General features: G+C 67.6%; 20 protein-coding genes and 2 tRNA genes. 12 read left to right on the top strand and 10 right to left on the bottom strand.

Annotation, left to right across the window (positions count from 1 at the left end; all coding sequences use genetic code 11):
* Positions 1-311 precede the first annotated feature (311 nt).
* The 3 genes from G0Q01_RS13630 (at position 312) to G0Q01_RS13620 (ending at position 3,285) form a co-directional block, all read left to right on the top strand.
* Positions 312-2,759 carry an ATP-dependent helicase gene (locus G0Q01_RS13630; RefSeq protein WP_164188667.1) on the top strand — a complete coding sequence of 816 codons (2,448 nt, stop codon included), beginning with the start codon at positions 312-314 and terminating at the stop codon, positions 2,757-2,759.
* Between the two features lie 291 nt (positions 2,760-3,050).
* A tRNA-Gly gene (locus tag G0Q01_RS13625) sits at positions 3,051-3,125 on the top strand.
* 85 nt (positions 3,126-3,210) lie between these two features.
* A tRNA-Gly gene (locus tag G0Q01_RS13620) sits at positions 3,211-3,285 on the top strand.
* Positions 3,286-3,449: 164 nt separating this feature from the next.
* On the opposite strand, the gene G0Q01_RS13615 is transcribed toward G0Q01_RS13620, so the two are convergent.
* Positions 3,450-3,689 carry an Lrp/AsnC ligand binding domain-containing protein gene (locus G0Q01_RS13615; RefSeq protein ID WP_108964664.1) on the bottom strand — a complete coding sequence of 80 codons (240 nt, stop codon included), beginning with the start codon at positions 3,687-3,689 and terminating at the stop codon, positions 3,450-3,452.
* 144 nt (positions 3,690-3,833) lie between these two features.
* Between G0Q01_RS13615 and hisB the strand changes: the two genes are divergently transcribed.
* The 4 genes from hisB (at position 3,834) to G0Q01_RS13595 (ending at position 6,285) form a co-directional block, all read left to right on the top strand.
* Entirely contained in the window at positions 3,834-4,421 is a 588-nt protein-coding gene (hisB, locus tag G0Q01_RS13610; RefSeq protein WP_164188665.1) for an imidazoleglycerol-phosphate dehydratase HisB, read from the top strand.
* 110 nt (positions 4,422-4,531) lie between these two features.
* A complete protein-coding gene (gene hisH / locus G0Q01_RS13605; protein ID WP_164188663.1) occupies positions 4,532-5,167 on the top strand; it encodes an imidazole glycerol phosphate synthase subunit HisH in 636 nt (211 codons plus the stop codon).
* A gap of 102 nt (positions 5,168-5,269) precedes the next feature.
* Positions 5,270-5,992 (top strand): 1-(5-phosphoribosyl)-5-[(5-phosphoribosylamino)methylideneamino]imidazole-4-carboxamide isomerase, encoded by a 723-nt coding sequence (hisA, locus tag G0Q01_RS13600; protein ID WP_164188661.1) that lies wholly within the window; start codon positions 5,270-5,272, stop codon positions 5,990-5,992.
* Complete coding sequence (locus G0Q01_RS13595) at positions 5,989-6,285, top strand: hypothetical protein (protein WP_164188659.1); 297 nt, start codon at positions 5,989-5,991, stop codon at positions 6,283-6,285. The genes hisA and G0Q01_RS13595 overlap by 4 nt, the downstream gene beginning before the upstream one ends.
* Here G0Q01_RS13595 and G0Q01_RS13590 read toward each other — a convergent pair.
* The 4 genes from G0Q01_RS13590 to G0Q01_RS13575 are packed head-to-tail and all read right to left on the bottom strand — an operon-like array spanning position 6,264 to position 9,113.
* On the bottom strand, positions 6,264-7,367 hold the full coding sequence (locus G0Q01_RS13590; RefSeq protein WP_164188657.1) for a class I SAM-dependent RNA methyltransferase: 1,104 nt from the start codon (positions 7,365-7,367) through the stop codon (positions 6,264-6,266). The two genes, G0Q01_RS13595 and G0Q01_RS13590, sit on opposite strands and share 22 nt — an antisense overlap.
* Before the next feature lie 11 nt (positions 7,368-7,378).
* Positions 7,379-7,717, bottom strand: a complete 339-nt coding sequence (gene arsC, locus G0Q01_RS13585; protein WP_164188655.1) for an arsenate reductase (glutaredoxin) — start codon at positions 7,715-7,717, stop codon at positions 7,379-7,381.
* Positions 7,714-8,772, bottom strand: coding sequence for a quinone-dependent dihydroorotate dehydrogenase (locus tag G0Q01_RS13580; protein WP_164188780.1), 1,059 nt, complete (start codon positions 8,770-8,772; stop codon positions 7,714-7,716). The genes arsC and G0Q01_RS13580 overlap by 4 nt, the downstream gene beginning before the upstream one ends.
* A complete protein-coding gene (locus tag G0Q01_RS13575) occupies positions 8,772-9,113 on the bottom strand; it encodes a DUF952 domain-containing protein (protein WP_164188653.1) in 342 nt (113 codons plus the stop codon). Before G0Q01_RS13575 ends, G0Q01_RS13580 begins: the two co-directional genes overlap by 1 nt.
* Positions 9,114-9,461: 348 nt before the next feature.
* Here G0Q01_RS13575 and G0Q01_RS13570 point away from each other — a divergent pair, with 348 nt between their 5' ends.
* From G0Q01_RS13570 to G0Q01_RS13560, 3 genes are all read left to right on the top strand, one after another.
* Positions 9,462-11,021 carry a bifunctional UDP-sugar hydrolase/5'-nucleotidase gene (locus G0Q01_RS13570; RefSeq protein WP_164188651.1) on the top strand — a complete coding sequence of 520 codons (1,560 nt, stop codon included), beginning with the start codon at positions 9,462-9,464 and terminating at the stop codon, positions 11,019-11,021.
* A 144-nt stretch (positions 11,022-11,165) separates the two neighbouring features.
* Positions 11,166-11,924, top strand: a complete 759-nt coding sequence (gene hisF, locus G0Q01_RS13565) for an imidazole glycerol phosphate synthase subunit HisF (RefSeq protein ID WP_164188649.1) — start codon at positions 11,166-11,168, stop codon at positions 11,922-11,924.
* 20 nt (positions 11,925-11,944) lie between these two features.
* On the top strand, positions 11,945-12,259 hold the full coding sequence (locus G0Q01_RS13560) for a phosphoribosyl-ATP diphosphatase (protein WP_108967509.1): 315 nt from the start codon (positions 11,945-11,947) through the stop codon (positions 12,257-12,259).
* A gap of 171 nt (positions 12,260-12,430) precedes the next feature.
* Here the strand turns inward: G0Q01_RS13560 and G0Q01_RS13555 are convergent, their stop codons facing one another.
* The 3 genes from G0Q01_RS13555 to G0Q01_RS13545 form a co-directional block, all read right to left on the bottom strand.
* The gene (locus G0Q01_RS13555) at positions 12,431-12,883 is read right to left on the bottom strand and encodes a CoA-binding protein (protein ID WP_108967508.1); all 453 of its coding nucleotides are present in this window, start codon (positions 12,881-12,883) and stop codon (positions 12,431-12,433) included.
* A 253-nt stretch (positions 12,884-13,136) separates the two neighbouring features.
* Positions 13,137-15,428, bottom strand: a complete 2,292-nt coding sequence (locus G0Q01_RS13550; RefSeq protein WP_164188647.1) for a xanthine dehydrogenase family protein molybdopterin-binding subunit — start codon at positions 15,426-15,428, stop codon at positions 13,137-13,139.
* A gap of 81 nt (positions 15,429-15,509) precedes the next feature.
* Entirely contained in the window at positions 15,510-16,637 is a 1,128-nt protein-coding gene (locus tag G0Q01_RS13545) for a type III PLP-dependent enzyme (protein WP_164188645.1), read from the bottom strand.
* 87 nt (positions 16,638-16,724) lie between these two features.
* Between G0Q01_RS13545 and G0Q01_RS13540 the strand changes: the two genes are divergently transcribed.
* Positions 16,725-17,183 carry an Lrp/AsnC family transcriptional regulator gene (locus tag G0Q01_RS13540; protein ID WP_203595011.1) on the top strand — a complete coding sequence of 153 codons (459 nt, stop codon included), beginning with the start codon at positions 16,725-16,727 and terminating at the stop codon, positions 17,181-17,183.
* 20 nt (positions 17,184-17,203) lie between these two features.
* Here G0Q01_RS13540 and G0Q01_RS13535 read toward each other — a convergent pair whose 3' ends face one another.
* Positions 17,204-19,393 (bottom strand): primosomal protein N', encoded by a 2,190-nt coding sequence (locus G0Q01_RS13535; RefSeq protein WP_164188643.1) that lies wholly within the window; start codon positions 19,391-19,393, stop codon positions 17,204-17,206.
* A 107-nt stretch (positions 19,394-19,500) separates the two neighbouring features.
* Here G0Q01_RS13535 and fsa point away from each other — a divergent pair, with 107 nt between their 5' ends.
* Positions 19,501-20,154, top strand: a complete 654-nt coding sequence (gene fsa, locus G0Q01_RS13530; RefSeq protein ID WP_108964650.1) for a fructose-6-phosphate aldolase — start codon at positions 19,501-19,503, stop codon at positions 20,152-20,154.
* 175 nt (positions 20,155-20,329) lie between these two features.
* Here the strand turns inward: fsa and G0Q01_RS13525 are convergent, their stop codons facing one another.
* Complete coding sequence (locus tag G0Q01_RS13525) at positions 20,330-21,181, bottom strand: DUF6206 family protein (RefSeq protein ID WP_370457112.1); 852 nt, start codon at positions 21,179-21,181, stop codon at positions 20,330-20,332.
* Between the last annotated feature and the right edge of the window lie 3 nt (positions 21,182-21,184).

The raw sequence follows: 21,184 nt of genomic DNA, 5'->3' as shown, positions 1-21,184 counted from the left end.
GGAGGCATCGCATTCCGAACTCAAGGGCATGCCGCGCTGCAGCGCAAGAGGCTTTGCAAATTATGCTAATGTTAGCGCATGATTTGCAAAGTTGACTTGATCGACGCGGCGGGGCCGCGACCTTTTCCCAGGCTTCTGCGACTTTCTCCGGGGTGTGATCTTGCTGTCGAGGGACGCGAATCCCCACGACGTGGCACGCCGAGGGCCGGTATCAGGCCGCGGAGGGCGAGAGGGGTGGCCGCGCGATCAATTTGATGAACAAACAAAGAACGCACCTTTCGCAGCGCCCTGTGCCGCGCTAAGTTTGGCGCATGAGCAGTTTCGACGACATGGATGCATTCGAGGGGGCCTCGCTGTCGGCGCGGGCCATGGCGGCGCGTCCCGCGCCCTATCTCGACGATCTCAACCCGGCGCAGCGCGAGGCGGTGGAGCGGCTGGACGGCCCCGTGCTGATGCTCGCGGGGGCGGGCACCGGCAAGACCAAGGCGCTCACCTCCCGCATCGCGCACCTGCTGACCACCGGCCGGGCGCGGCCAAACGAGATCCTCTCGGTGACCTTCACCAACAAGGCCGCGCGCGAGATGAAGGAGCGGGTCGGCCGCCTGCTCGGCCACGCGGTCGAAGGCATGCCCTGGATGGGGACCTTCCACTCGATCTGCGTCAAGCTGCTGCGCCGCCATGCCGAGCTGGTCGGGCTGAAGTCGAACTTCACCATCCTCGACACCGACGACCAGATCCGCCTGCTGAAGCAGGTGATCGCGGCCAACAACATTGATGAAAAGCGCTGGCCCGCGCGGCAGCTTTCGGGGCTGATCGACAACTGGAAGAACCGCGCCTGGACGCCCGACCGGGTGCCCGCTGCCGAGGCTTCGGCCTTCAACAACCGCGGCACCGAGCTTTACGACCAGTACCAGACCCGCCTGCGCGAGCTGAACGCCTGCGATTTCGGGGATCTCTTGCTGCATGTGGTGACGATCTTCCAGCAGCACGCCGATGTGCTCGAGCAATACCAGCGATGGTTCCGCTTCATCCTGGTGGACGAGTATCAGGATACCAACGTCGCCCAGTACCTCTGGCTACGGCTCCTGGCGCAGGGGCATACCAACATCTGCTGCGTCGGCGACGACGACCAGTCGATCTACGGCTGGCGCGGCGCCGAGGTGGGCAACATCCTGCGCTTCGAAAAAGACTTCCCCGGCGCCCACGTGGTGCGGCTGGAACAGAACTACCGCTCGACCGCGCATATCCTCGCCGCCGCCTCCTCGGTGATCCGCGGCAACGAGAACCGGCTCGGCAAGGAGCTGTGGACCGAAGCGCAGGGCGGCGAGAAGGTCCGCCTCATCGGCCATTGGGACGGCGAGGAAGAAGCCCGCTGGATTGGCGAGGAGATCGAGGCGGCGCAGCGCGGCTCGCGCGGGATGCACGCCTTCTCGCTCGACGACATGGCGATCCTCGTGCGCGCGTCGCACCAGATGCGCGCCTTCGAGGACCGCTTCCTGACCATCGGCCTGCCCTACCGGGTGATCGGTGGCCCGCGCTTCTACGAGCGGCTCGAGATTCGCGATGCCATGGCCTATTTCCGGCTGGTGGTCTCGCCCGAGGACGATCTTGCCTTCGAGCGCATCGTCAACACCCCGAAACGCGGCCTCGGCGACAAGGCGCAGCAGAAGATCCAGCTCAAAGCGCGCGAGCATGGCGTGCCGCTGCTGGTGGGCGCGCGGCTGCTGCTGCGCGACAAGGAGATCACCGGCAAAGGCGCGGCCAAGCTTGCCACCTTCGTCGATCAGATCGAGCGCTGGCACGAGGTGGCCCGGCAGCAGCTCGGCCTGCCCTCGGAGGTGCAGCAGGACGACGACGACCTTGTGTTGATCGACGAGGACAAGCCGCTGAGCAAGGTGGTCAGCCACATGGAACTGGCCGAGACCATGCTCGACGAAAGCGGCTACACCGAGATGTGGCAGCTCGACAAGAACCCCGACTCGCCGGGACGGCTCGAGAACCTCAAGGAACTGGTGAAAGCGCTGGAAAGCTTCGACAACCTGCAGGGTTTCCTCGAGCACGTCGCGCTGATCATGGACAACGAGACCGAGGAGACCGGCGCCAAGGTCTCGATCATGACGCTGCACGCGGCCAAGGGGCTCGAGTTCCCGGCGGTCTTCCTGCCGGGCTGGGAGGACGGGCTCTTCCCCTCGCAGCGCTCGATGGACGAAAGCGGCCTCAAGGGCCTCGAAGAGGAGCGGCGCCTCGCCTATGTGGGCATCACCCGCGCCGAGGAGCTCTGCACCATCTCCTTTGCGGCGAACCGCCGGGTCTTCGGACAGTGGCAATCCGCCCTGCCCTCGCGATTCATCGACGAGCTGCCCGAGGCACATGTCGAGATTCTCACGCCGCCCGGGCTCTACGGCGGTGGCTACGGCGCGGCCGGCATGAGCGGCGGCTTTGGCGGCGGCTCCGGGCTCGAAACCCGTGCAGCCGAGGCCAATGTCTACAATTCGCCGGGTTGGAAGCGGCTGCAGGAGCGCTCATCGAGCGCGCGCCCAGTCAGCCAGCCGCGCGAGAGCCGCAACACGGTGATCGACCTGCAAGCGGTCTCGGCCTTCGAGATGGGCGAGCGGGTCTTCCACCAGAAGTTTGGCTACGGCGAGATCATCGGCCTCGAGGGCGACAAGCTTGAGATCAGCTTCGAGAAAGCCGGGGTGAAGAAGGTGGTGGCGCGTTTCGTCACGGCGGCGGATTCGGCGGGCGACGTGCCCTTCTGATCCGATCGCCCGCTTTCGGGGCTCTGTCCCCGCCGCCGCAACCCCTCCGCCGCGACATCCGACCCTAGAAGAAGGCCCGGGGCAGCGCCCTCCGGGCTTTCTTTTTTGGCAAATGCGGCCGCCGCCTCGTCGCACCTCTCCTCTGCCGTTAAGGGGATCGCGGCGCGGCGGTTGGGTTTCCGTCGCGTCTTATTGGGTTTTTTCGCCGCGCGGGAAATTTCCCGGAAAAAGGTCATTTTTCCTCTTGCGGAGGTCCGCGGGAAACTCTAAATCGCCCACACCAACAAGGAAGCGGGCGTAGCTCAGGGGTAGAGCATTACCTTGCCAAGGTAAGGGTCGGGCGTTCGAATCGCCTCGCCCGCTCCAGTTGGACCTCCGGCGCAAGTCGGACCGGTGAGAGGCCGGCTGGCTGAAAGGCCAAGGGTCGAAAGACCCACATGATGAATGGTATGCGGGCGTAGCTCAGGGGTAGAGCATTACCTTGCCAAGGTAAGGGTCGGGCGTTCGAATCGCCTCGCCCGCTCCATTCACCACTTTCCCTCCGAAAGATCTCTTCAAGATACGACACGCGATTGTCCGGCCGCGGTGACGCGACGCCGGGTGTTTCGCGTCTGCGCGAATGCGCGCACTCCGCCCAAGGCACAGGGCGACCCTAGGCAGAGGGCGACCCTCAGGCCGCCCGGCTCCGGCTCAGAAGGCCTTGAAGGTCAGCGTGGTCAGCGTGCGCTCGATTCCCGGCACCGTGAGAAGGTTCTCGTTGATGAAATGCCCCACGTCGGCACCCTCGGGGATATAAAGCTTGAGCAGCAGGTCCCACTCGCCCGACGTCGAATAGAGCTCGGAGTGGATCTCCCGGAGCGCGATCTGGTCGGCCACCTCATAGGTGGCACCGGGCTTGCAGCGGATCTGGACGAAGACGCAGGTGGTCATGGCGGGCCTCTCGATGATATGCGCGCAAGCTGTCACAGCGCTCCCGCCGCCGCAAGCGCGCCCGGCCTCTCACGCGCGCGCGGGGCTTGGCCTGCGCCCTGCCCCGCCCTATAAGCCCCTGCGAGACATCGAGGAGTATGGTCCATGCGCAAGGCCGAGGTGAGCCGCAGCACCGCCGAGACGAAGATCGAGGTCGCCCTCGATCTCGACGGCACCGGCAGCTACGACATGAAGACCGGCGTGGGGTTCTTCGACCACATGCTGGACCAGCTGGCGCGCCATTCGCTGATCGACATGGTGGTGCGCGCCGAGGGCGACCTGCACATCGACGACCACCACACCGTCGAGGACACCGGCATCGCCATCGGCCAGGCGCTGGCCAAGGCGCTTGGAGACAAGCGCGGCATCCGCCGCTACGGCGCCTGCCTCTTGCCGATGGATGACGCGCTGGTGCGCGCGGCGCTCGACCTCTCGGCGCGGCCCTTCCTCGTCTGGAAAGTCGATCTGCCCACCGAGAAGATCGGCTCCTTCGATTGCGAGCTGGTGCGCGAGTTCTTCCAGGCGCTGGCGACTCACGGCGGCATCACCCTGCACATCGAGGCCATCGACGGCGTCAACTCGCACCACATCGTCGAGGCGGCCTTCAAGGCCGTGGCCCGCGCCCTGCGCGAGGCGGTCGAGCCCGACCCGCGCAAGGGCGACGCGATCCCCTCGACCAAGGGCGCGCTCTGAGAGCTTACGACCGAGCCGAGGGGCCAACCCCTCGCGCTCACCGGGGTCTTTGATCCCACTAGACACACCCATGACACTTGGGCGGACCCGCCGCCCGGACAGGAGGCGAGATGCTGACGGCGATCATCGATTACGAGAGCGGCAACCTGCATTCCGCCGAAAAAGCCTTTCAGCGCATGGCGCGCGAGCTGGGCGCGGGCGACGTCGTGGTCACCGACGCGCCCGAGGTGGTCGCCAAGGCGGACCGGATCGTGCTGCCCGGCGACGGCGCTTTTCCCGCCTGCGCAAAGGCCCTGCGGCTCTCGGGCTGTTTCGACGCCATGGTCGAGGCGGTGACCGTCAAGGGCCGGCCCTTCCTCGGGATCTGCGTCGGCATGCAGCTGATGGCCCGTGTCGGCCACGAATACGAAGAAACGCCCGGCCTCGGCTGGGTCGACGGCGAGGTCGAGAAGATCCTGCCCTCGGACACGTCGCTGAAGGTGCCGCACATGGGCTGGAACGAGCTGGTCATCGACCGCGCGCACCCGGTGCTGGACGGCGTGAAGACCGGCGATCACGCGTATTTCGTGCATTCTTACCAGATGCGCATGCTGACCCCCGAGCACCGTCTGGCGCATGTCGATTACGGCGGCACGATCACCGCCGTCGTCGGGCAGGGCAACATGCTCGGCTTCCAGTTCCACCCCGAAAAGAGCGCCGACACCGGCCTGCGGATGATTGGCAACTTCCTCACCTGGGCGCCGTAAGCGCGGTGCCCGGAACGCACCCTCGCATCGGGGCGGCGCGCATTGCAAAGCGCGCCCCGGCGCGGCTATAGGGGGCCGTCACAGAATTTGCGGAGCCGCGCCATGATCCTCTACCCCGCCATCGACCTCAAGGACGGCAAGGCCGTGCGCCTGCTGCGCGGCGACATGGAGAAGGCCACGGTCTTCAACGACGATCCCGCCGCGCAGGCGATGGAATTCGTCGAGGCGGGCTGCGACTGGCTGCACCTTGTGGATCTCAACGGCGCCTTCGCCGGAGAGCCGGTGAACGCCGCGGCGGTCGAGGCGATCCTTGCCCGCACCAAGGTTCCGGCGCAGCTCGGCGGCGGCATCCGCGACATGGCGACCATCGAGCGCTGGCTCGACAAGGGCCTCGCGCGGGTCATCCTCGGCACGGTGGCAGTCGAGAACCCCGCACTGGTGCGCGAGGCGGCAAAGGCCTTCCCCGGGAAGGTCGCCGTGGGCATCGATGCACGTGACGGGCGCGTGGCGACCAAGGGCTGGGCCGAGGTGACCGATGTCGATGCGGTGGATCTCGCGCGCAGCTTCGAGGACGACGGCGTGGCGGCGATCATCTACACCGACATCAACCGCGACGGCGCCATGCAGGGCCCGAACATCGAGTACACCGCCGCCATGGCGCGCGCCGTGTCGATTCCGGTGATCGCCTCGGGCGGCGTGTCGAAGCTGGCGGACCTCATTGCGCTGCGCGACTGCGGCGCCGAGCTCAATGGCGCGATCTCGGGCCGGGCGCTCTACGACGGGGCGATCGACCTGAAAGAGGCGCTGACCGCGCTGAAGGGGTGAGCCGCGCGCTCACCCTGATCCTGCTTGGGGCACTGCTGATCTGCCTGCTGCCCGTCGCGGGCGTTCTCGTGTCCACGGCCATCGCCGAATTGGCAGGCTGCCGCCTCGACGAGGCCGGCGGCTATCCCTGCGTCGTGCTCGGCCATGACCTCGGCGGGCCGCTCAGCACACTTTTCGTGTCGGGCTGGTTCGCGCTGCTCACCCTGCCCTTTGCCGGGCTCATCGTGATGGTGCTGGGGGCGCTCTGGCTGGTCCGGCGGATCCGGCGCCGTCAGAGCGGCTCGGTGCGGTAGAGCTTCACCTTCAGACTGCCATGCGCCACCGGCGCGCCGGTCGGCAGGAAGCGCAGGCCGGTCGCCTTGGCCAGCCCCGGCTCGGTGGTGATGATGCCGACGCGCCAGCCCGCGAACCTCTCCTTCAGCACCGTGCCGAGCGAGGCGTGCAGCGCGTGCAGCGGGCCCTTCTCGCCGATCCGCGCGCCGTAGGGCGGATTGACCATGACAAGACCCGGAGGCCCCTCGGGGCGTTCCAGATCGGCCACCGGGCGGCAGTCGAAGCGGGTCCAGTCGGTGACGCCCGCGCGCGCGGCGTTCTCGGTGGCAAAGCGCACCGCGCCCGCGTCCCGGTCCGAACCATAGTAGCGCGAGCCGGGTGCCCGCAGAGGCTCCTGCCGCTTCAGGCCCTTGAGGTCGGCGGGCGCGAAGACCGCCAGACGCTCGAAATCGAAGGCGCGCGCCCGGCCCGGCAGCAGGCCGGCGGCGATCTCGGCGGCCTCGATCGGGAAGGTCCCCGAGCCGCACATGGGATCGAGCACCGGCTCGCTGCCATCGTAGCCGCAGGCGCGCAGGAAGAGCGAGGCCAGCGTTTCGCGCATCGGCGCCTTGCTGACCGCCTGCTTGAGCCCGCGCCGGTGCAGCGGCTGGCCCGAAGTGTCGACGGAGAACGACACGAGATTGTCCTCGATCCGCGCGAGGATGCGCACGCCATCGTCGGCGAGCGGCGCGCCAAGCTCCTCGGTGATGGCGCGCTCGATCCGCTGCTTGGCGGCCCCGGCGTGGTAGATCTTCGACTTGCGGCTCAGCGCCTCGACCCTCACCGGCACGTCGGGCCGCAGGACATCGCCCCAGGGGAACTTGCGCGCCCGCTTGTCGAGCTGCGCCAGATGCACCGCCGGGAAGCCGCCGATGCGCGCCAGCACCCGAGCCGCGCCGCGCAGCTCGAGGTTGGCGCGCGCCACTTGGGGCCAGCCGCCCTGGAACGACACGCCGCCCTGTTCGGGCTTCAGCGGACCGAAGCCGAGCGACTTTGCCTCGGCCACCAGAACGGGCTCCAGCCCCGGCGCGCAGGCCAGGAAAATCTCGAAGGTCTTGTCCATCACATGTCCCGTCAGAGCAGCTCGAGCACGCGCTCGGGCGGTCGGCCGATCACCGCGCGCCCGCTGGCAAAGGCCACCGGACGCTCGATCAGCTTCGGCGTTTCGGCCATGGCGCGCAGCAACGTCTCGTCGTCGCTATCCCTGCTCAGCCCCGCCGCCTTGAACTCGGCTTCCTTTGTGCGGACCATCTCGATCGCCGGAACGCCGAGCGCGGCCTGCGCCGCCTTCAACTCATCGACACTCGGCGCGTCCTCGAGGTAGCGCCTCACCTCCGGCTCGATGTCCTTGGCCTGCAGCAGGGCCAGCGCCTCGCGCGACTTGCTGCAGCGCGGGTTGTGCCAAAGGATCATGTCCAGTCTCCGCGCCCGGTGCCGACGGCTTCCTCGACCGAGGCGAAGCCGTCCCGCGCCAAGAGCGCGTCCAGCCCCTCGGCGATGTCCTGCACCAGCGACAGCCCACCAAAGACCAGCGCCGTGTAGACCTGCACCGCAGAGGCCCCCGCGCGTATCTTCTGGTAGGCCTGCTCGGCCGAGCCGATGCCACCGACGCCGACCAGTGGCATCTGGCCCCCGGTCAGCTCCGAGAGCTTGGCCAGGACGCGGGTGGATTTCTCGAACAAGGGCTGGCCTGACATGCCGCCCGCCTCGGACGAGAAGGGCGAGGAAAGCCCCTCGCGCGAGAGAGTGGTGTTGGTGGCGATCACCGCGTCGACCTTGGAGGCCATGGCGACCTCGGCGACGTCCTTGAGACCCTGCTCATCGAGATCGGGCGCGATCTTGAGGAACACCGGGATGCGGTCGTCGAGATGCGCGCGCGCGTCCATGACCCCGCCCAGCAGCGCCGCCAGCGCGTCCTTGCCCTGCAGGTCGCGCAGCCGCTCGGTGTTGGGCGAGCTGACGTTGACGGTGGCGAAATCCAGATGCTCGCCGCAGCGCGACAGCACCTTGGCGAAATCCGCCGCGCGGTCCTCGCTGTCCTTGTTGGCGCCGAGGTTGAGCCCCAGCACCATGCCGCTCGGGCGCTGGACCAGCCGCTGCGCGACGACCTCCATACCCTCGTTGTTGAAGCCGAAACGGTTGATCGCCGCGCGGTCCTCGGTCAGGCGAAAGAGCCGCGGCTTGGGGTTGCCCGGCTGCGGGCGCGGGGTGACCGCGCCGACCTCGACGAAGCCGAAGCCGGCCCGCGACAGGCCCTGCAACGCGGCGGCGTTCTTGTCGAAGCCGGCAGCCAGCCCGATCGGGTTGGGCAGCTTCAGCCCCGCCAGCTCGCAGCGCAGGCGGTCCGAGGTGATCAGCCCCGGCGCCGGGGCCATGCCCATCTTCAGCGCCATGATCGCCAGCCCGTGCGCCTGCTCGGGGTCGACCTTGTGCAAGAGCGGCAGACCCGCCTTTTCAAGAAATCTCATCATGCCAGATCGTCCGGAAACTCATGCGCCCCGCCCTCGCCCACCGGCAGCGGACGCGACCACAGTAGCCCGGCCAGCGGCAGCGCGGAATAGAGATGCGGGAAGAGCGCCCCGCCACGCGACGGCTCCCAGGTGATCCTGTCGCCGAAATCCTCGACCTCGTAGCAGAGCAGGTACAGCCCCTCGACACCGGCGAAGTGCTTCGCCGCCGTCTCCCGCACCTGCTCGGCGGTGGAGAAATGGATGTAGCCATCGGCCACGTCGATCGGCGCACCGGCGGTCTCGCCCTGCGCCTGCAGCGCCGCCCATTCGTCGGCCCGGAGGATTTTGTAGATCAGCATGCAGGGCTGATGCCGCGGAACCCCGTCCCGGTCAATCCCCGCAGTCAACCCTCATTGGGCGAAACCGCGCTCAGCGTCGGCCCCGGCAGCGCCCCCGGGACATACGTGGCAGTCATCCGGGTCACCGTTTGGGCTGTGAGCAAGACCCGCGGCAGGTCGCGGACAGAAGGGGGCGCGGCGACAGTTTGACCGCCGGCCCTCCGGAATATGCGTGGGTCCATGGACACTTGCCCGCGTTCTGATCCATCGCCGGGCATTGCGCCAAATTTTCGCCCAACGTGTTTTGACAGCCCGTAAAACCCGTTGCAGGATCGGGAGATAAGAAAAAACCCGACAGAGAGGATTCCCATGTCGCTTCGTCTTCTGACCAGCGCCGCCGCGCTCGCCCTGACCGCCGGCGCCGCCAGCGCGGACTATTCGATTACCATCCTGCACACCAACGACTTCCACGCGCGGTTCGAGCCGATCAGCAAGTACGATTCCACCTGCGGCGAGGAAGACAACACCGAGGGCAATTGCTTCGGCGGCTCGCCCCGCCTGCAGACCGCGATCACCGAGGCCAAGGAGCGCGCCGGGAACTACCTGCTCGTGGATGGCGGCGACCAGTTCCAGGGCACGCTCTTCTACACCTACTACAAGGGCAAGCTCGCCGCCGAGATGATGAACCAGATGGGTTACGACGCGATGACCGTGGGCAACCACGAGTTCGACGACGGCCCCGAGGTGCTGCGCGGCTTCGTCGATTCCGTCGACTTCCCGGTGCTGATGTCCAACGCCGACCTCTCCGGTGAGGACTTGCTGAAGGGTGAGATCCAGAAATCGACCATCATCGAGAAGGACGGCGAGAAGATCGGCCTCATCGGCCTCACCCCGCAGGATACCGACGAGCTTTCGAGCCCCGGCAAGAACGTGATCTTCACCAATCCGGTCGACGCCGTGCAGAGCGAGGTCGACAAGCTGACCGAAGAGGGCGTGAACAAGATCGTCGTGTTGTCGCACTCGGGCTACAACGTCGACCTCAAGGTCGCAGAAGAGACCACCGGCGTCGACGTGATCGTCGGCGGCCACTCCAACACGCTGCTCGGCGACATGGACGGCGCCGAGGGCCCCTATCCGACCATGGTCAAGGACACCGCCATCGTCTCGGCCTATGCCTATGGCAAGTTCCTCGGCGAGTTGAACGTCACTTTCGACGACGAGGGCAACATCACCGAGGCCTCGGGCGCGCCGCTAATCATGGATGCCGCGGTGACCGAGGATGCCGCCACCAAGGAGCGCATCTCGGAGGCCGCCAAGCCGCTCGACGAGATCCGCAACAAAGTGATTGGCGAATCGACCGACGAGATCAACGGTAGCCGCGACATGTGCCGCGCCGAGGAATGCCCGATGGGCAACCTCGTGGCCGACGCCATGCTCGACCGGGTCAAGGACCAGGGAATCGAGATCGCGATCACCAACGGCGGCGGGCTGCGCGCCTCGATCGACTCGGGCGAGGTGACCATGGGCGAGGTGCTGACCGTGCTGCCCTTCCAGAACACGCTTTCGACCTTCCAGGTCACCGGCGCGGTGATCAAGGAAGCGCTGGAGAATGGCGTCAGCGAGATGGAGGAAGGCGGCGGCCGCTTCCCGCAGGTCTCGGGGATCAGCTTCACCGTGACCCCCTCCGCAGAAGTCGGCAGCCGGATTTCCGACGTGATGGTCGGCGACGCCGCGCTCGACGAGGCCAAGACCTACGGCGTGGTCTCGAACAACTTCGTGCGCAACGGCGGCGACGGCTACAAGATGTTCATCTCCGCCAAGCAGGCCTACGACTTCGGGCCCGACCTCGCCGACGTGGCCGCAGAGTTCATCGCCGCCAACACGCCCTACACGCCCGCCACCGACGGCCGGATCACCATTTCCGAGTGATCCGCTCCGAGGGCAACAGGACGCGGGGGCGTGCCGGAGACGGCGCGCCCCTTTTCACACCGGGGTTCACGCCGGGGTCCACACCGGGGATCGTCTCCGCAACATCCTCTTCCCCCCGGGGAAATTCCGCACTATCAGGGCCTCATGCTGAAGACGCGCATCATCCCCTGCCTCGACGTGGCCGATGGCCGCGTGGTCAAGGGCGTCAACTTCGTCGACCTGCGCGATGCGGGCGACCCGGTCGACGCTGCCCGAGCCTATGACGCCGCCGGCGCCGACGAGATCTGCTTCCTCGATATCCACGCCACGCATGAAAACCGCGGCACGATGTTCGACGTGGTCACCCGTACCGCCGAGCAATGCTTCATCCCGCTCACCGTGGGCGGGGGCGTGCGCACCGTCGGCGACGTGCGGGCGCTGCTGCTGGCCGGGGCCGACAAGGTGTCGTTCAACTCCGCCGCCGTCGCCAATCCCGACGTGGTGGCCGAGGCCGCCGATCACTTCGGCAGCCAGTGCATCGTCTGCGCCATAGACGCCAAGACCGTCGCGCCCGGTCGCTGGGAGATCTTCACCCATGGCGGCCGCCGCCCCACCGGCATCGACGCCGTTGAATTTGCCGTCACCATGGCGCGCAAGGGCGCGGGGGAAATCCTGCTCACCTCGATGGACCGCGACGGCACCAAGGCGGGGTTCAACCTGCCGCTCACCCGCGCCATCGCCGATGCGGTGCCGATCCCGGTGATCGCCTCGGGTGGCGTCGGCACGCTCGACCATCTGGTCGAGGGCGTGACCGAGGGCCATGCCTCGGCGGTGCTCGCCGCGTCGATCTTCCACTTCGGCACCTACACCATCGCCGAGGCCAAGGCCCATATGGCCGCCTCCGGCGTTCCGGTGCGGCTCTGAGAGGCCCTGACATGACCGAGATGACGCTCGAGAAACTCGAAGAGGTGGTCGCCGCCCGCGCCGCCGCCTCGCCCGACGAGAGCTGGACCGCCAAGCTGCTCGCCAAGGGTCCGGAGAAATGCGCCGAGAAATTCGGCGAGGAAGCCATCGAGGCGATCATCGAGGCGGTCAAGGGCGACCGCGAGAAGCTCGCCTCCGAGGCCGCCGACGTGCTCTTCCACTTCCTCGTGATGCTGCGCGCCCGCGAGCTGCCGCTGTCTGAGGTCATGGCCGAGCTGCAGCGCCGCCAAAGCCGCTCCGGCCTCGCCGAAAAGGCCGCCCGCCCCAAGGACTGATCCCCGCGCACTGGGGCGCTGCCCCTCGCCGTTGCGCGGCGCATCCCTGGCGTATTTACAAAGAGACGAAACGCGCTGCGCTGCGGCGGATCCTGTTCCACCTGCCATCTGAACAAGAATAGTCGGAGGGGAACACGCGCAGCGCGGCGGGGCCAGCGCCCCCTACCGAGGTCAGCCGCCGGTCACCTCGGCCAGCGGCACGGCTGCGCCGAGGAGCCGTTCGTATTCGATCTTGGTGCAGCGGTCCTGCACCACGTCAACGCCCTTGCCCTCGGCCTTCGCTGCGGCCTCGGCATGCGCGACGCCGAGCTGCATCCAGATGGTGCGCAGCTGCGGCAGGTGTGACAGCGCCGCGCCGACCACCGAGGGCACCGCGTCGTGACGGCGGAAGATATCCACCATGTCCACCGGTGCGTCGATCTCCGAGAGCCCGGCGCGGAACTCCTCGCCGAAGATTGTCTGGCCCACATGCGCCGGGTTGACCGGGATGATCCGATAGCCGCGCTGGTGCAGGAACCGCGAGACGTAGTGGCTCGGCCGCACCGGGTTGGTCGAGATCCCGACCACGGCGATGACCCGGGTGCGGGTCAGGATGTCTTTGAGGAAGGTGTCGGAGTAGCTCATGAACCTCAGCCTGTCACAGCGCCGCGGGAAGAGGAAGGCACGAAGCGCGGGCGCGGCGCGGCCTCCCACAAAAAGAAAAAGCGTCCGGGTAAAACCCGGACGCAAGTTACGGAACGAGGGACAGTGAAGGGGTCGCGGAGGTTCCAGTTCCGCGCCTCTGCATCAGAGATAGGCGAAAATGACACAGATTGAAGGGTCCTCGCGATCATGTGATGAATAATTCTTGACCTTCCGTCCGCGACGTGCTGGCGCATCATTCTGCGGCAATCGCCTCATTGGTCAACATCTGCCACACCCGGTGCGGGGTGAAGGGCATGTCGGCCTGACGAATCCCTCTCTCCCAGAGCGCATCCTGCACGGCATTGGACACGGCGGCCATCGAGCCGACGGTACCGGCCTCGCCGCAGCCCTTCATGCCCATGGGGTTGCCGGTCGACGGCACCGGCTCGACATCGAAGGCGATCCACGGCGAATCCTTGGCGCGCGGCATCGCGTAATCCATGAAGGTCGCAGTCAGCAGCTGGCCGTCCTCGTCGTAGACCGTGTGCTCGGTCAGCGCCTGGCCCAACCCCTGCACCACCCCGCCATGCACCTGTCCCTCGGCCAGCATCGGATTGATGAGATTGCCGAAATCATCGACCACCGTATATTTCACCACCTGCGTGACGCCGGTCTCGGGGTCGATCTCGACCTCGCAGAAATGCGCGCCATTGGGATAGGAGCGGGCGTCGATCGCTGTGCGGGCCGACCAGCTCAGCAGATCCTCGCGGCCCTTCTCGCGCGCCAGCGCGGCGGCCTCGAGCATGGTCGGGTGCAGGTTCGAGCCATCCGCGCGGAACTGCTCGTCGTCGAATCGCACCTCGTCGGGATCGACCCCCATCTCGCCCGCAAGAAACTCCGAAAAGCCCGCGATCATGTCGCGCACCGCGGTGAGCGTCACCGTCGCCTGCGTGGTCACCGAGCGCGAGCCCCCCGTACCGCCGCCGCGCGGGATCAGGTCGCTGTCACCCTGCACGAAGCCGATCTTCTCGGCCGGGATGCCGGTGTGATCCGACAGGAACTTGGCAAACACCGTCTCGTGCCCCTGCCCGTTCGACTGGGTACCGACATAGATGGTTGCACCGCCATCCTCGGTGAACTCGACCTTCACGTCCTCGGCGGGATCGCCGAGGATGCTCTCGATGTAATAGCACAGCCCCAGCCCGCGCAGCTTGCCCTGCGCCTCCGACGCGGCCTTGCGGGCGGGGTAGCCCTTGATGTCGGCATCCTCCTCGGCATGCGCCAGCACGCGGGAAAAATCGCCCACGTCGTAATTCTCGCCCGTGACGGTCTTGTAAGGGAACTCCTGTACGAAGTTGATCCGGCGCAGCTCCATCGGATCGACGCCGAGCTCGCGCGCCGCGCGGTCCATGATCCGCTCGAGCGTGTAGATCGCCTCGGGGCGGCCCGCTCCGCGATAGGCGTCGACCTGCGTGGTGTTGGTGTAGAAGCCCTCGACCCGCATGTAGGCGGCCTTGATGTCATAGGTGCCGGTGAGCACCTTGGCGTAAAGCGCGGTCTGGATCGCCTGCCCGAAGTTCGAGTTGTAGGCACCGAGGTTGCAGCGGGTGTGGTTGCGGTAGCCGAGGATGCGGTTGTCCGCGTCGAAGGCCAGCTCGGCCAGCGTCACCAGGTCGCGCCCGGCGTGGTCCGAGAGCATCGCCTCGGTGCGGTCCGACATCCAGCGCACCGGGCGGCCGAGCTCCTTGGCGGCAAAGGCGATGGCGAAATACTCGGGATAGCCCGGGGCCTTCATGCCAAAGCCGCCGCCGACGTCGGGATTGGTGACGCGGATCTGCTCGACCGGCAGGCCGAAGGCCTGTGCCAGCTCGGATTTCAGCGCCCAGACACCCTGCCCGTTGAAGGCGACGTGCAGTTTCTCGCCGTCCCATTCGGCGTAGGCGCCGCGCGGCTCCATGGCGTTGACGATGACGCGGTTGTCTCCGACCTCGAGGCTGACCACCTTGGCTGCCTTGGCAAAGGCCTCCTCGGTTTCGGCCTCGTTGCCGAGCCCGAAGTCGAAGGCGCGGTTGTCGGGTGCCTCGGGGTGGATCGCGTCGCCACCCGCCTCCAGCGCCATGTGGACTGGCAGTTCGTCGAAGTCGAAGACGATGGCCTCGGCGGCATCCTTGGCCTCGATCATCGTCTCGGCGACGATCAGCGCCACCGGCTCGCCGACGTGGCGCACGCGCCCCTGCGCCAGGATCGGGCGCAGCGGATCGGCGGCCTTGCTGCCGTCGCGGTTCTTGATCACCGTGCCGCCCATCGAGATGTCCATGCCCGAGGCGACCAGGTCCTCGACCGTCGCCACCATGTGCACCCCCGGCATCTCGCGCGCGTCCGACACGTCGAGCTTGGCGATCTCCGCATGGGCGACCGGCGAGCGCAGCACATAGGCATGCAGCGCCCCGTCAGGTGCGATATCATCGACATAACGGCCATGCCCGGTGAGGAAACGTACGTCCTCGCTGCGCTTAAACGACTGGCTCTTGCCGAATTTTTCCATCTGACTGATCCTCCCGCGACGGCGTATTTGTCGCGACTGTAGAGGCCGCAGCCGCAGAGTCCAGCGCCCGGGACTGTGATCTCAGTCCTGATTTTCGATTTCCACGACTCTGCGCACGCCGTAGCCATTGAACCCGGTGACGAGCGCCCGGGAATAGGCTCCCATGCCCTCGAAGAGCAGGTAGTCGCCTTCCGTGAGGTCGCATGGCAGTGGCAGCAATTCGGGCAGCCGGTCGATGCTGTCGCAGGTCGGGCCGAAGACCACGCGGCGGGTTTGTGCTCCGGTCAGGGGGGCGCCGCTGCGGCTGACCGCGCGGACCCGGTCCATCGGCGCGATGTCGCGCCATTCGGCCAGACCGCCGTAGACGCCGTCGTTGAGAAAGACCGCCTCGTCGTGCACCCCCTTGACGCGCGTGGCCAGCGTCAGCGCCTCGGCGGCCAGCGCGCGCCCCGGCTCGCAGACCAATTCCGGCGGACTGTCGAAGGCGCCCTGCGCCGCCTCGCGGATGGTGTCGAAGATGGCCTGCAGGTCGGGCTTGCCCGTGTCGCGGTGCGCGGGGAAGCCGCCGCCGACGTTGAGCCGGTGCAGCGTGACCCCGGCCGAGCGCGCCACCGCGGCAGCCTCGTTGATGTAACGTCCCCAAGGCGCGGGGCTGGTGCATTGCGTGCCCGGGTGGAAGGTGATCGACGGGGTGAACCCCAGCGCCTCCACCCGCCGCAGCAACTGCACGGCCTGCTCGGGCGTGGCTCCGAACTTGGCGCCGAAGTCATAGGCCGCCCCAGCCACAGGCAGCTTGAGCCTCACGGCGATCTCGGTGCCGCGCGGCAGGCCCGCCAACTTCTCCAGTTCGGCCATCCGGTCCACCGACCACGAGACGCAACCCGCCTCCAGACCCGCCACGATTTCCGCCGCCGAGCGCACCGGGTTGTGGTAGTGCAAGATCGCCCCCGGCGCCTCGGCCCGGACCAGCGCCATCTCGGCGGGCGAGGCCACGTCGAAGGCGGTGATGCCCGCCGCATGCAAGACGCGGATCATCTCGGGCGCGGGATTGGCCTTGACCGCATAGGTCACGAGACCCGGAAAGCCGGTCAGGAACTCGCGGGCAACCTCCGCAAGCCTCCCCGGGTGGAAGAGGAACACCGGTTCGTCTGGGGCATTGGCCGCGAGCCAGGATTCCGGGGTCGGGGAAAGGGTGGGATCGATCCGCATGGGCACTGCCTCCTGTCGCTTTTCTTCCCAGACTGACGCAGAAAACGCTCGGATTCGCGTGGCAGATGGCACAGAATGTCAGGCGTGATGCGACAGATTGACGAAAAGACCATTCAGATTGACGAAACCGACCGGCAGCTCATCGCGCTGCTCGAGGCGGATGCACGGCTGCCGGTGGCCGATCTCGCCCGAAAGCTGGGGCTGGCGCGGACCACGGTTCAGGCGCGCATCGATCGGCTGCTGGCACGCGGCATCATCGCCGGCTTCACCCTGCGCCGCGGTGCCGCGCTAATGGCGCCGATCCGCGCCACGGTCCTCGTGTGCATCGAGCCGCGCAGCCAGCCCGAAGTGCTCGCCCGGCTGCGCCAGATGCCGGCGGTCGAGGCGGCGCATACGACCTCGGGGCGGGTCGACCTGCTGGTGCAGGTGAGCGCCCGCAGCACCGAGGAGCTGGATGCCACGCTCGACAAGATCGCAGAGGCGCGCGGGGTAAGAAGCTCCGAGAGCCTGATCCATCTCAGCACGAAGCTGAACCGGGCGGGCTAGCGGCGCGCGCTGCCCTGCCTTCAGAAAAAGCTCTGCGGGTCGATGTCGATCGCCATGCGCAACTCGCCCTTCAGACGGAACTGCCCGGCCCATTCGGCGAGCGCCGCTTGCAGCGCCACGCCCTTCGGCGCCTTGACCAGCAACCGCACCCGGTGCCGCCCGCGCACGCGGGCGATGGGCGCCGGCGCCGGCCCGTAGACCTGCGCTCCGATGCGCCGCAGCGGCCCGTCCTGCCGTGCCATCGCCGCGCCGAGATCAAAGACCTCCTGCACCTCGGTCGAGGACAGGATCACCCCAGCCAGACGGCCATAGGGCGGCATCCCGGCGGCGCGGCGCTCGTCGGCCTCGGCCTTCCAGAACCCCTCCTCGTCGCCCGAGAGGATCGCCCGGATCACCGGGTGCTCGGGCTGGAAGGTCTGCAGAAGCGCCGTGCCCGGCTTCTCGGCCCGACCGGCACGCCCGGCCACCTGCCGCATCAGTTGGAAGGTCCGCTCCGCCGCCCGCAGGTCCGAGCCCTGCAGCCCGAGGTCGGCGTCGATCACCCCCACCAGCGTAAGGTTGGGAAAGTTATGCCCCTTGGCGACAAGCTGCGTGCCGATGACGATGTCGGCCCCGCCCATGGCGATCTTCTCGATCTCGGCCTTGAGCTGCCGCGCCGAGCCGAAGAGGTCCGACGACAGCACCGCCAGCCGGGCGTCGGGAAAGACCTCGGCTGCCTCCTCGGCCAGCCGCTCGACCCCCGGCCCCACCGCCGCCAGCTTGCCCTCGACCTCGCAGGAGGGGCATTTTTCGGGCTTCGGCGTGCTCTCGCCGCATTGGTGGCAGATCAGCCGCTGCTGGAAGCGGTGCTCGACCATGCGCGCGTCGCAATGCGGGCAGGCGATCTGGTGGCCGCAGGCGCGGCAGATGGTGACCGGGGCATAGCCGCGCCGGTTGAGAAACAGCAGCGACTGTTCACCCTGCGCGATCCGCCGCTTCACCGCCGACTGCAAGGAGGGCGAGATCCAGCGGCTGCCCGGCAGATCCTCGCCGCGCATGTCGAGCGCCCGCATCTGCGGCATCACCGCCGGACCGAAGCGCGAGACCAGATCGAGCCGCTGGTACTTGCCCGCGTCGGCATTGGCCCAACTTTCCAGCGAGGGCGTGGCCGAGGCCAGCACCACCCGCCCCGCGCAGATCGAGGCGCGCAGCACCGCCATGTCGCGGGCGTTGTAAAGCACGCCCTCCTCCTGCTTGTAGGAGGTGTCGTGCTCCTCATCGACGACCGTCAGGCCCAGGTCGCGGAACGGCAGGAAGAGCGCCGAACGCGCGCCCACCACCAGCTGCGCGCCGCCCTCGGCCACCTGCCGCCAGACCCGCCGGCGCTCGGTCACCGTGACGCCCGAGTGCCACTCGGCAGGGCGCGCGCCGAAGCGGGCCTCGACCCGGGTGAGGAACTCAGAGGTGAGCGCGATCTCGGGCAGCAGCACCAGCGCCTGTCGGCCCCTGCGCAGGCATTCGGCCACGGCTTCAAGGTAGACCTCGGTCTTGCCCGAGCCGGTCACCCCCTTCAGAAGCACCGTACCATAGCTGCCTGAACGCACACCGTCGCGCAGCACCTCGGCGGCGGCGGCCTGATCCTCGGTCAGCGCCTTGCCGCCGTAGTCGGGATCGAGCCGGGCAAAGGCGGTGTCGCGCGGCGCCTCCTCCTCGCGCACCGCCCCCTGCTTGGCGAGACCCTTGACCACCGAAGATGTCACCCCGGCGGCATCGGCCAGCTCCTTGAGCGTCAGCGACAGGCCGCCCATCTCGTCGAGCACCTCCAGCACCCGGCGCCGGGCATCGGTCATCCGGTCGGGCTCGGCGTCGCCGCGTCGGTAGATCTTGCGCATCGCCGGCCCGTCGCCGAGCCCCGGCGCGCGGGTGGCAAGGCGCAGCATGGCGGTGCGCGGGGTCAGCGTGTAATCGGCGGCACGCTCGAGAAACTCGCGCAGCTCGGCACGCATGGGGGGCGCATCGAGCACCCGGAAGGCGGCGCGGACCTTGGCCGGATCGAACCCACCCTGCCCCGGCCCCCAGACCACGCCCAGCACCTTGCGCGGCCCCAGCGGCACCTCGACATAGGACCCCTGCGCGCAGCCCCCCACCGGCGCCTTGTAGTCCAGCAGCCGGTCAAGGGGCTGCGTGGTCAGCACCGAGATCAGCGTGCCTTCGTCGTAGAAGTCATCCATTGAGGGCAGGTCCGTTAGCGCTATTTCCAAGGGGGTTTTCGCCCCTCACTGCATGAGGTAAGACAGGCGCGACCGAATGCCAAGCCAAGCCTGGAGGGCTTACTCAGATGAAATTCTTTGTCGATACCGCTGACGTCGACGCAATCCGCGAGCTTCACGAGCTCGGCATGGTGGATGGCGTCACCACCAACCCCTCTCTGATCGCCAAGTCCGGCCGTGACATCCTCGAGGTCACTAAGGAAATCTGCGAACTGGTCCCCGGCCCGGTCTCTGCGGAAGTGGTCGCAATCGACGCCGAGGCGATGATCGAGGAAGGCCGCAAGCTGGCCGAGATCGCGCCGAACATCGCCGTGAAGGTGCCGCTGACCTGGGACGGGCTCAAGGCCTGCAAGGTGCTCTCGGAAGAGGGCAACATGGTCAACGTGACGCTCTGCTTCTCGGCCAACCAGGCGCTGCTCGCCGCCAAGGCCGGCGCGACCTTCATCTCGCCGTTCATCGGCCGCCTCGATGACCTGAACCTCGACGGTCTGCAGCTGATCGCCGACATCCGCGCGATCTATGACAACTACGGCTACGAGACCCAGGTGCTGGCCGCCTCGATCCGCTCGGCCAACCACATGTCGGAATGTGCCAAGATCGGTGCCGACGTCTGCACCGCGCCGCCCTCGGTGATCAAGGCCATGGCGAACCACGTGCTGACCGACAAGGGCCTCTCCGCCTTCCTCGCCGACGCCGAGAAGGCCGGAATCAAGATCGTCTGATTCGGCAAACCCGGACATCAGGGCCCGTCTCTTCGGAGGCGGGCCTTTTTCTTTGCACCCACTCCTGCCCTGCGCGGGGCTCCTCGTCTTGCGGTCATCGGCTCGCGAGCCTCTACCGCGCGGTCAACCTGCGCGCAGATTGGTTAATTAATGGTTAGTAGGGCCGGCGGCGCGCTCAGAGGTTGGGCTCACCCTGCAGGCCCAGCAGCTTGCGGAAGCCGGTCCAGTAGCCCGGCAGGCGCGGCGGCTGCGACAGCCCCTCGAGCGCCTCCTCGGCGAAGCGCGGCATGGCGCGCGGGGCGAAGTCGCGGCCCCAGTCGAGATAGGCATCGGCGTGCTCGGGGCGCAGCCGGCAGGCCGAGCCGACGAGGCCGACGAGCGTCTCGGGGGCCGAGTACCATTCGTCCTGGATGCCGGTCACCTTGGACTTGAGGAAAGGCCCGACCCAGCGCATCAGGCGCTTTTCGGAGAACTGCAGCAGCAGCTCGCCCATCTCGTCGCGGCTGTAGCCGATCAGCGGCGGGAAGGTGTCGTAGAAGATCGCCTGCCCCTCCACCACCGCGAAGTTGCGGATCGAGGGATGAAAGCCGATGCGGCCCTCGATCTGGTCGGCGTTGTTCCAGAACTGCGCGATCACCTGCCCGGCGCTTTCCATCATCGCCAGCGTCGAGGCCAGATCCTCGCGCTGCATGCGCGGGCGCATCAGCGCGCTCTCGGGCAGCGCCTCCTGCAGGATCACCGGCACCCGGCCCTGCTCGCTTTCCATCAGCAGGAACTCGGTCTGCGGCAACGGCACGCCGGTTTGCTGCAGCGCGGCGACATAGGCATCATGCGCCCGCGCCAGCCGCTCCAGCGCCGCGCCGTCGGGCAGGCCCCGGTAGACCTTGACCACCTTGTCGGCGAAGGGGCCGTCCACCGGCCGGAAGGGGGCGCAGAAATACCCAAGGCGCGAGATCGGCTGACCCTGCCCCTGCTGGTGGCGGCGGATGGTCTCGGCGAGCGCGGCGTGATCGGTCATCTGGGTCATGTC

This window comes from Salipiger sp. PrR007, from assembly GCF_010499845.1.
GTDB classification, from domain to species: Bacteria; Pseudomonadota; Alphaproteobacteria; order Rhodobacterales; family Rhodobacteraceae; genus Salipiger; species Salipiger pacificus_A.
Note: the sequence above shows the minus strand (reverse complement) of the source record. Positions and strands in the feature narration are given on the sequence as shown.

What these genes read in the sequence shown, in the direction of transcription:
- G0Q01_RS13630 (WP_164188667.1), top strand. Translation starts at nt 312, where the DNA reads ATGAGCAGTTTCGACGACATGGATGCATTCGAGGGGGCCTCGCTGTCG.
- G0Q01_RS13615 (WP_108964664.1), bottom strand. Translation starts at nt 3,689, where the DNA reads ATGACCACCTGCGTCTTCGTCCAGATCCGCTGCAAGCCCGGTGCCACC.
- hisB (WP_164188665.1), top strand. Translation starts at nt 3,834, where the DNA reads ATGCGCAAGGCCGAGGTGAGCCGCAGCACCGCCGAGACGAAGATCGAG.
- hisH (WP_164188663.1), top strand. Translation starts at nt 4,532, where the DNA reads ATGCTGACGGCGATCATCGATTACGAGAGCGGCAACCTGCATTCCGCC.
- hisA (WP_164188661.1), top strand. Translation starts at nt 5,270, where the DNA reads ATGATCCTCTACCCCGCCATCGACCTCAAGGACGGCAAGGCCGTGCGC.
- G0Q01_RS13590 (WP_164188657.1), bottom strand. Translation starts at nt 7,367, where the DNA reads ATGGACAAGACCTTCGAGATTTTCCTGGCCTGCGCGCCGGGGCTGGAG.
- arsC (WP_164188655.1), bottom strand. Translation starts at nt 7,717, where the DNA reads ATGATCCTTTGGCACAACCCGCGCTGCAGCAAGTCGCGCGAGGCGCTG.
- G0Q01_RS13580 (WP_164188780.1), bottom strand. Translation starts at nt 8,772, where the DNA reads ATGAGATTTCTTGAAAAGGCGGGTCTGCCGCTCTTGCACAAGGTCGAC.
- G0Q01_RS13575 (WP_164188653.1), bottom strand. Translation starts at nt 9,113, where the DNA reads ATGCTGATCTACAAAATCCTCCGGGCCGACGAATGGGCGGCGCTGCAG.
- G0Q01_RS13570 (WP_164188651.1), top strand. Translation starts at nt 9,462, where the DNA reads ATGTCGCTTCGTCTTCTGACCAGCGCCGCCGCGCTCGCCCTGACCGCC.
- hisF (WP_164188649.1), top strand. Translation starts at nt 11,166, where the DNA reads ATGCTGAAGACGCGCATCATCCCCTGCCTCGACGTGGCCGATGGCCGC.
- G0Q01_RS13560 (WP_108967509.1), top strand. Translation starts at nt 11,945, where the DNA reads ATGACGCTCGAGAAACTCGAAGAGGTGGTCGCCGCCCGCGCCGCCGCC.
- G0Q01_RS13555 (WP_108967508.1), bottom strand. Translation starts at nt 12,883, where the DNA reads ATGAGCTACTCCGACACCTTCCTCAAAGACATCCTGACCCGCACCCGG.
- G0Q01_RS13550 (WP_164188647.1), bottom strand. Translation starts at nt 15,428, where the DNA reads ATGGAAAAATTCGGCAAGAGCCAGTCGTTTAAGCGCAGCGAGGACGTA.
- G0Q01_RS13545 (WP_164188645.1), bottom strand. Translation starts at nt 16,637, where the DNA reads ATGCGGATCGATCCCACCCTTTCCCCGACCCCGGAATCCTGGCTCGCG.
- G0Q01_RS13540 (WP_203595011.1), top strand. Translation starts at nt 16,725, where the DNA reads ATGCGACAGATTGACGAAAAGACCATTCAGATTGACGAAACCGACCGG.
- G0Q01_RS13535 (WP_164188643.1), bottom strand. Translation starts at nt 19,393, where the DNA reads ATGGATGACTTCTACGACGAAGGCACGCTGATCTCGGTGCTGACCACG.
- fsa (WP_108964650.1), top strand. Translation starts at nt 19,501, where the DNA reads ATGAAATTCTTTGTCGATACCGCTGACGTCGACGCAATCCGCGAGCTT.
- G0Q01_RS13525 (WP_370457112.1), bottom strand. Translation starts at nt 21,181, where the DNA reads ATGACCCAGATGACCGATCACGCCGCGCTCGCCGAGACCATCCGCCGC.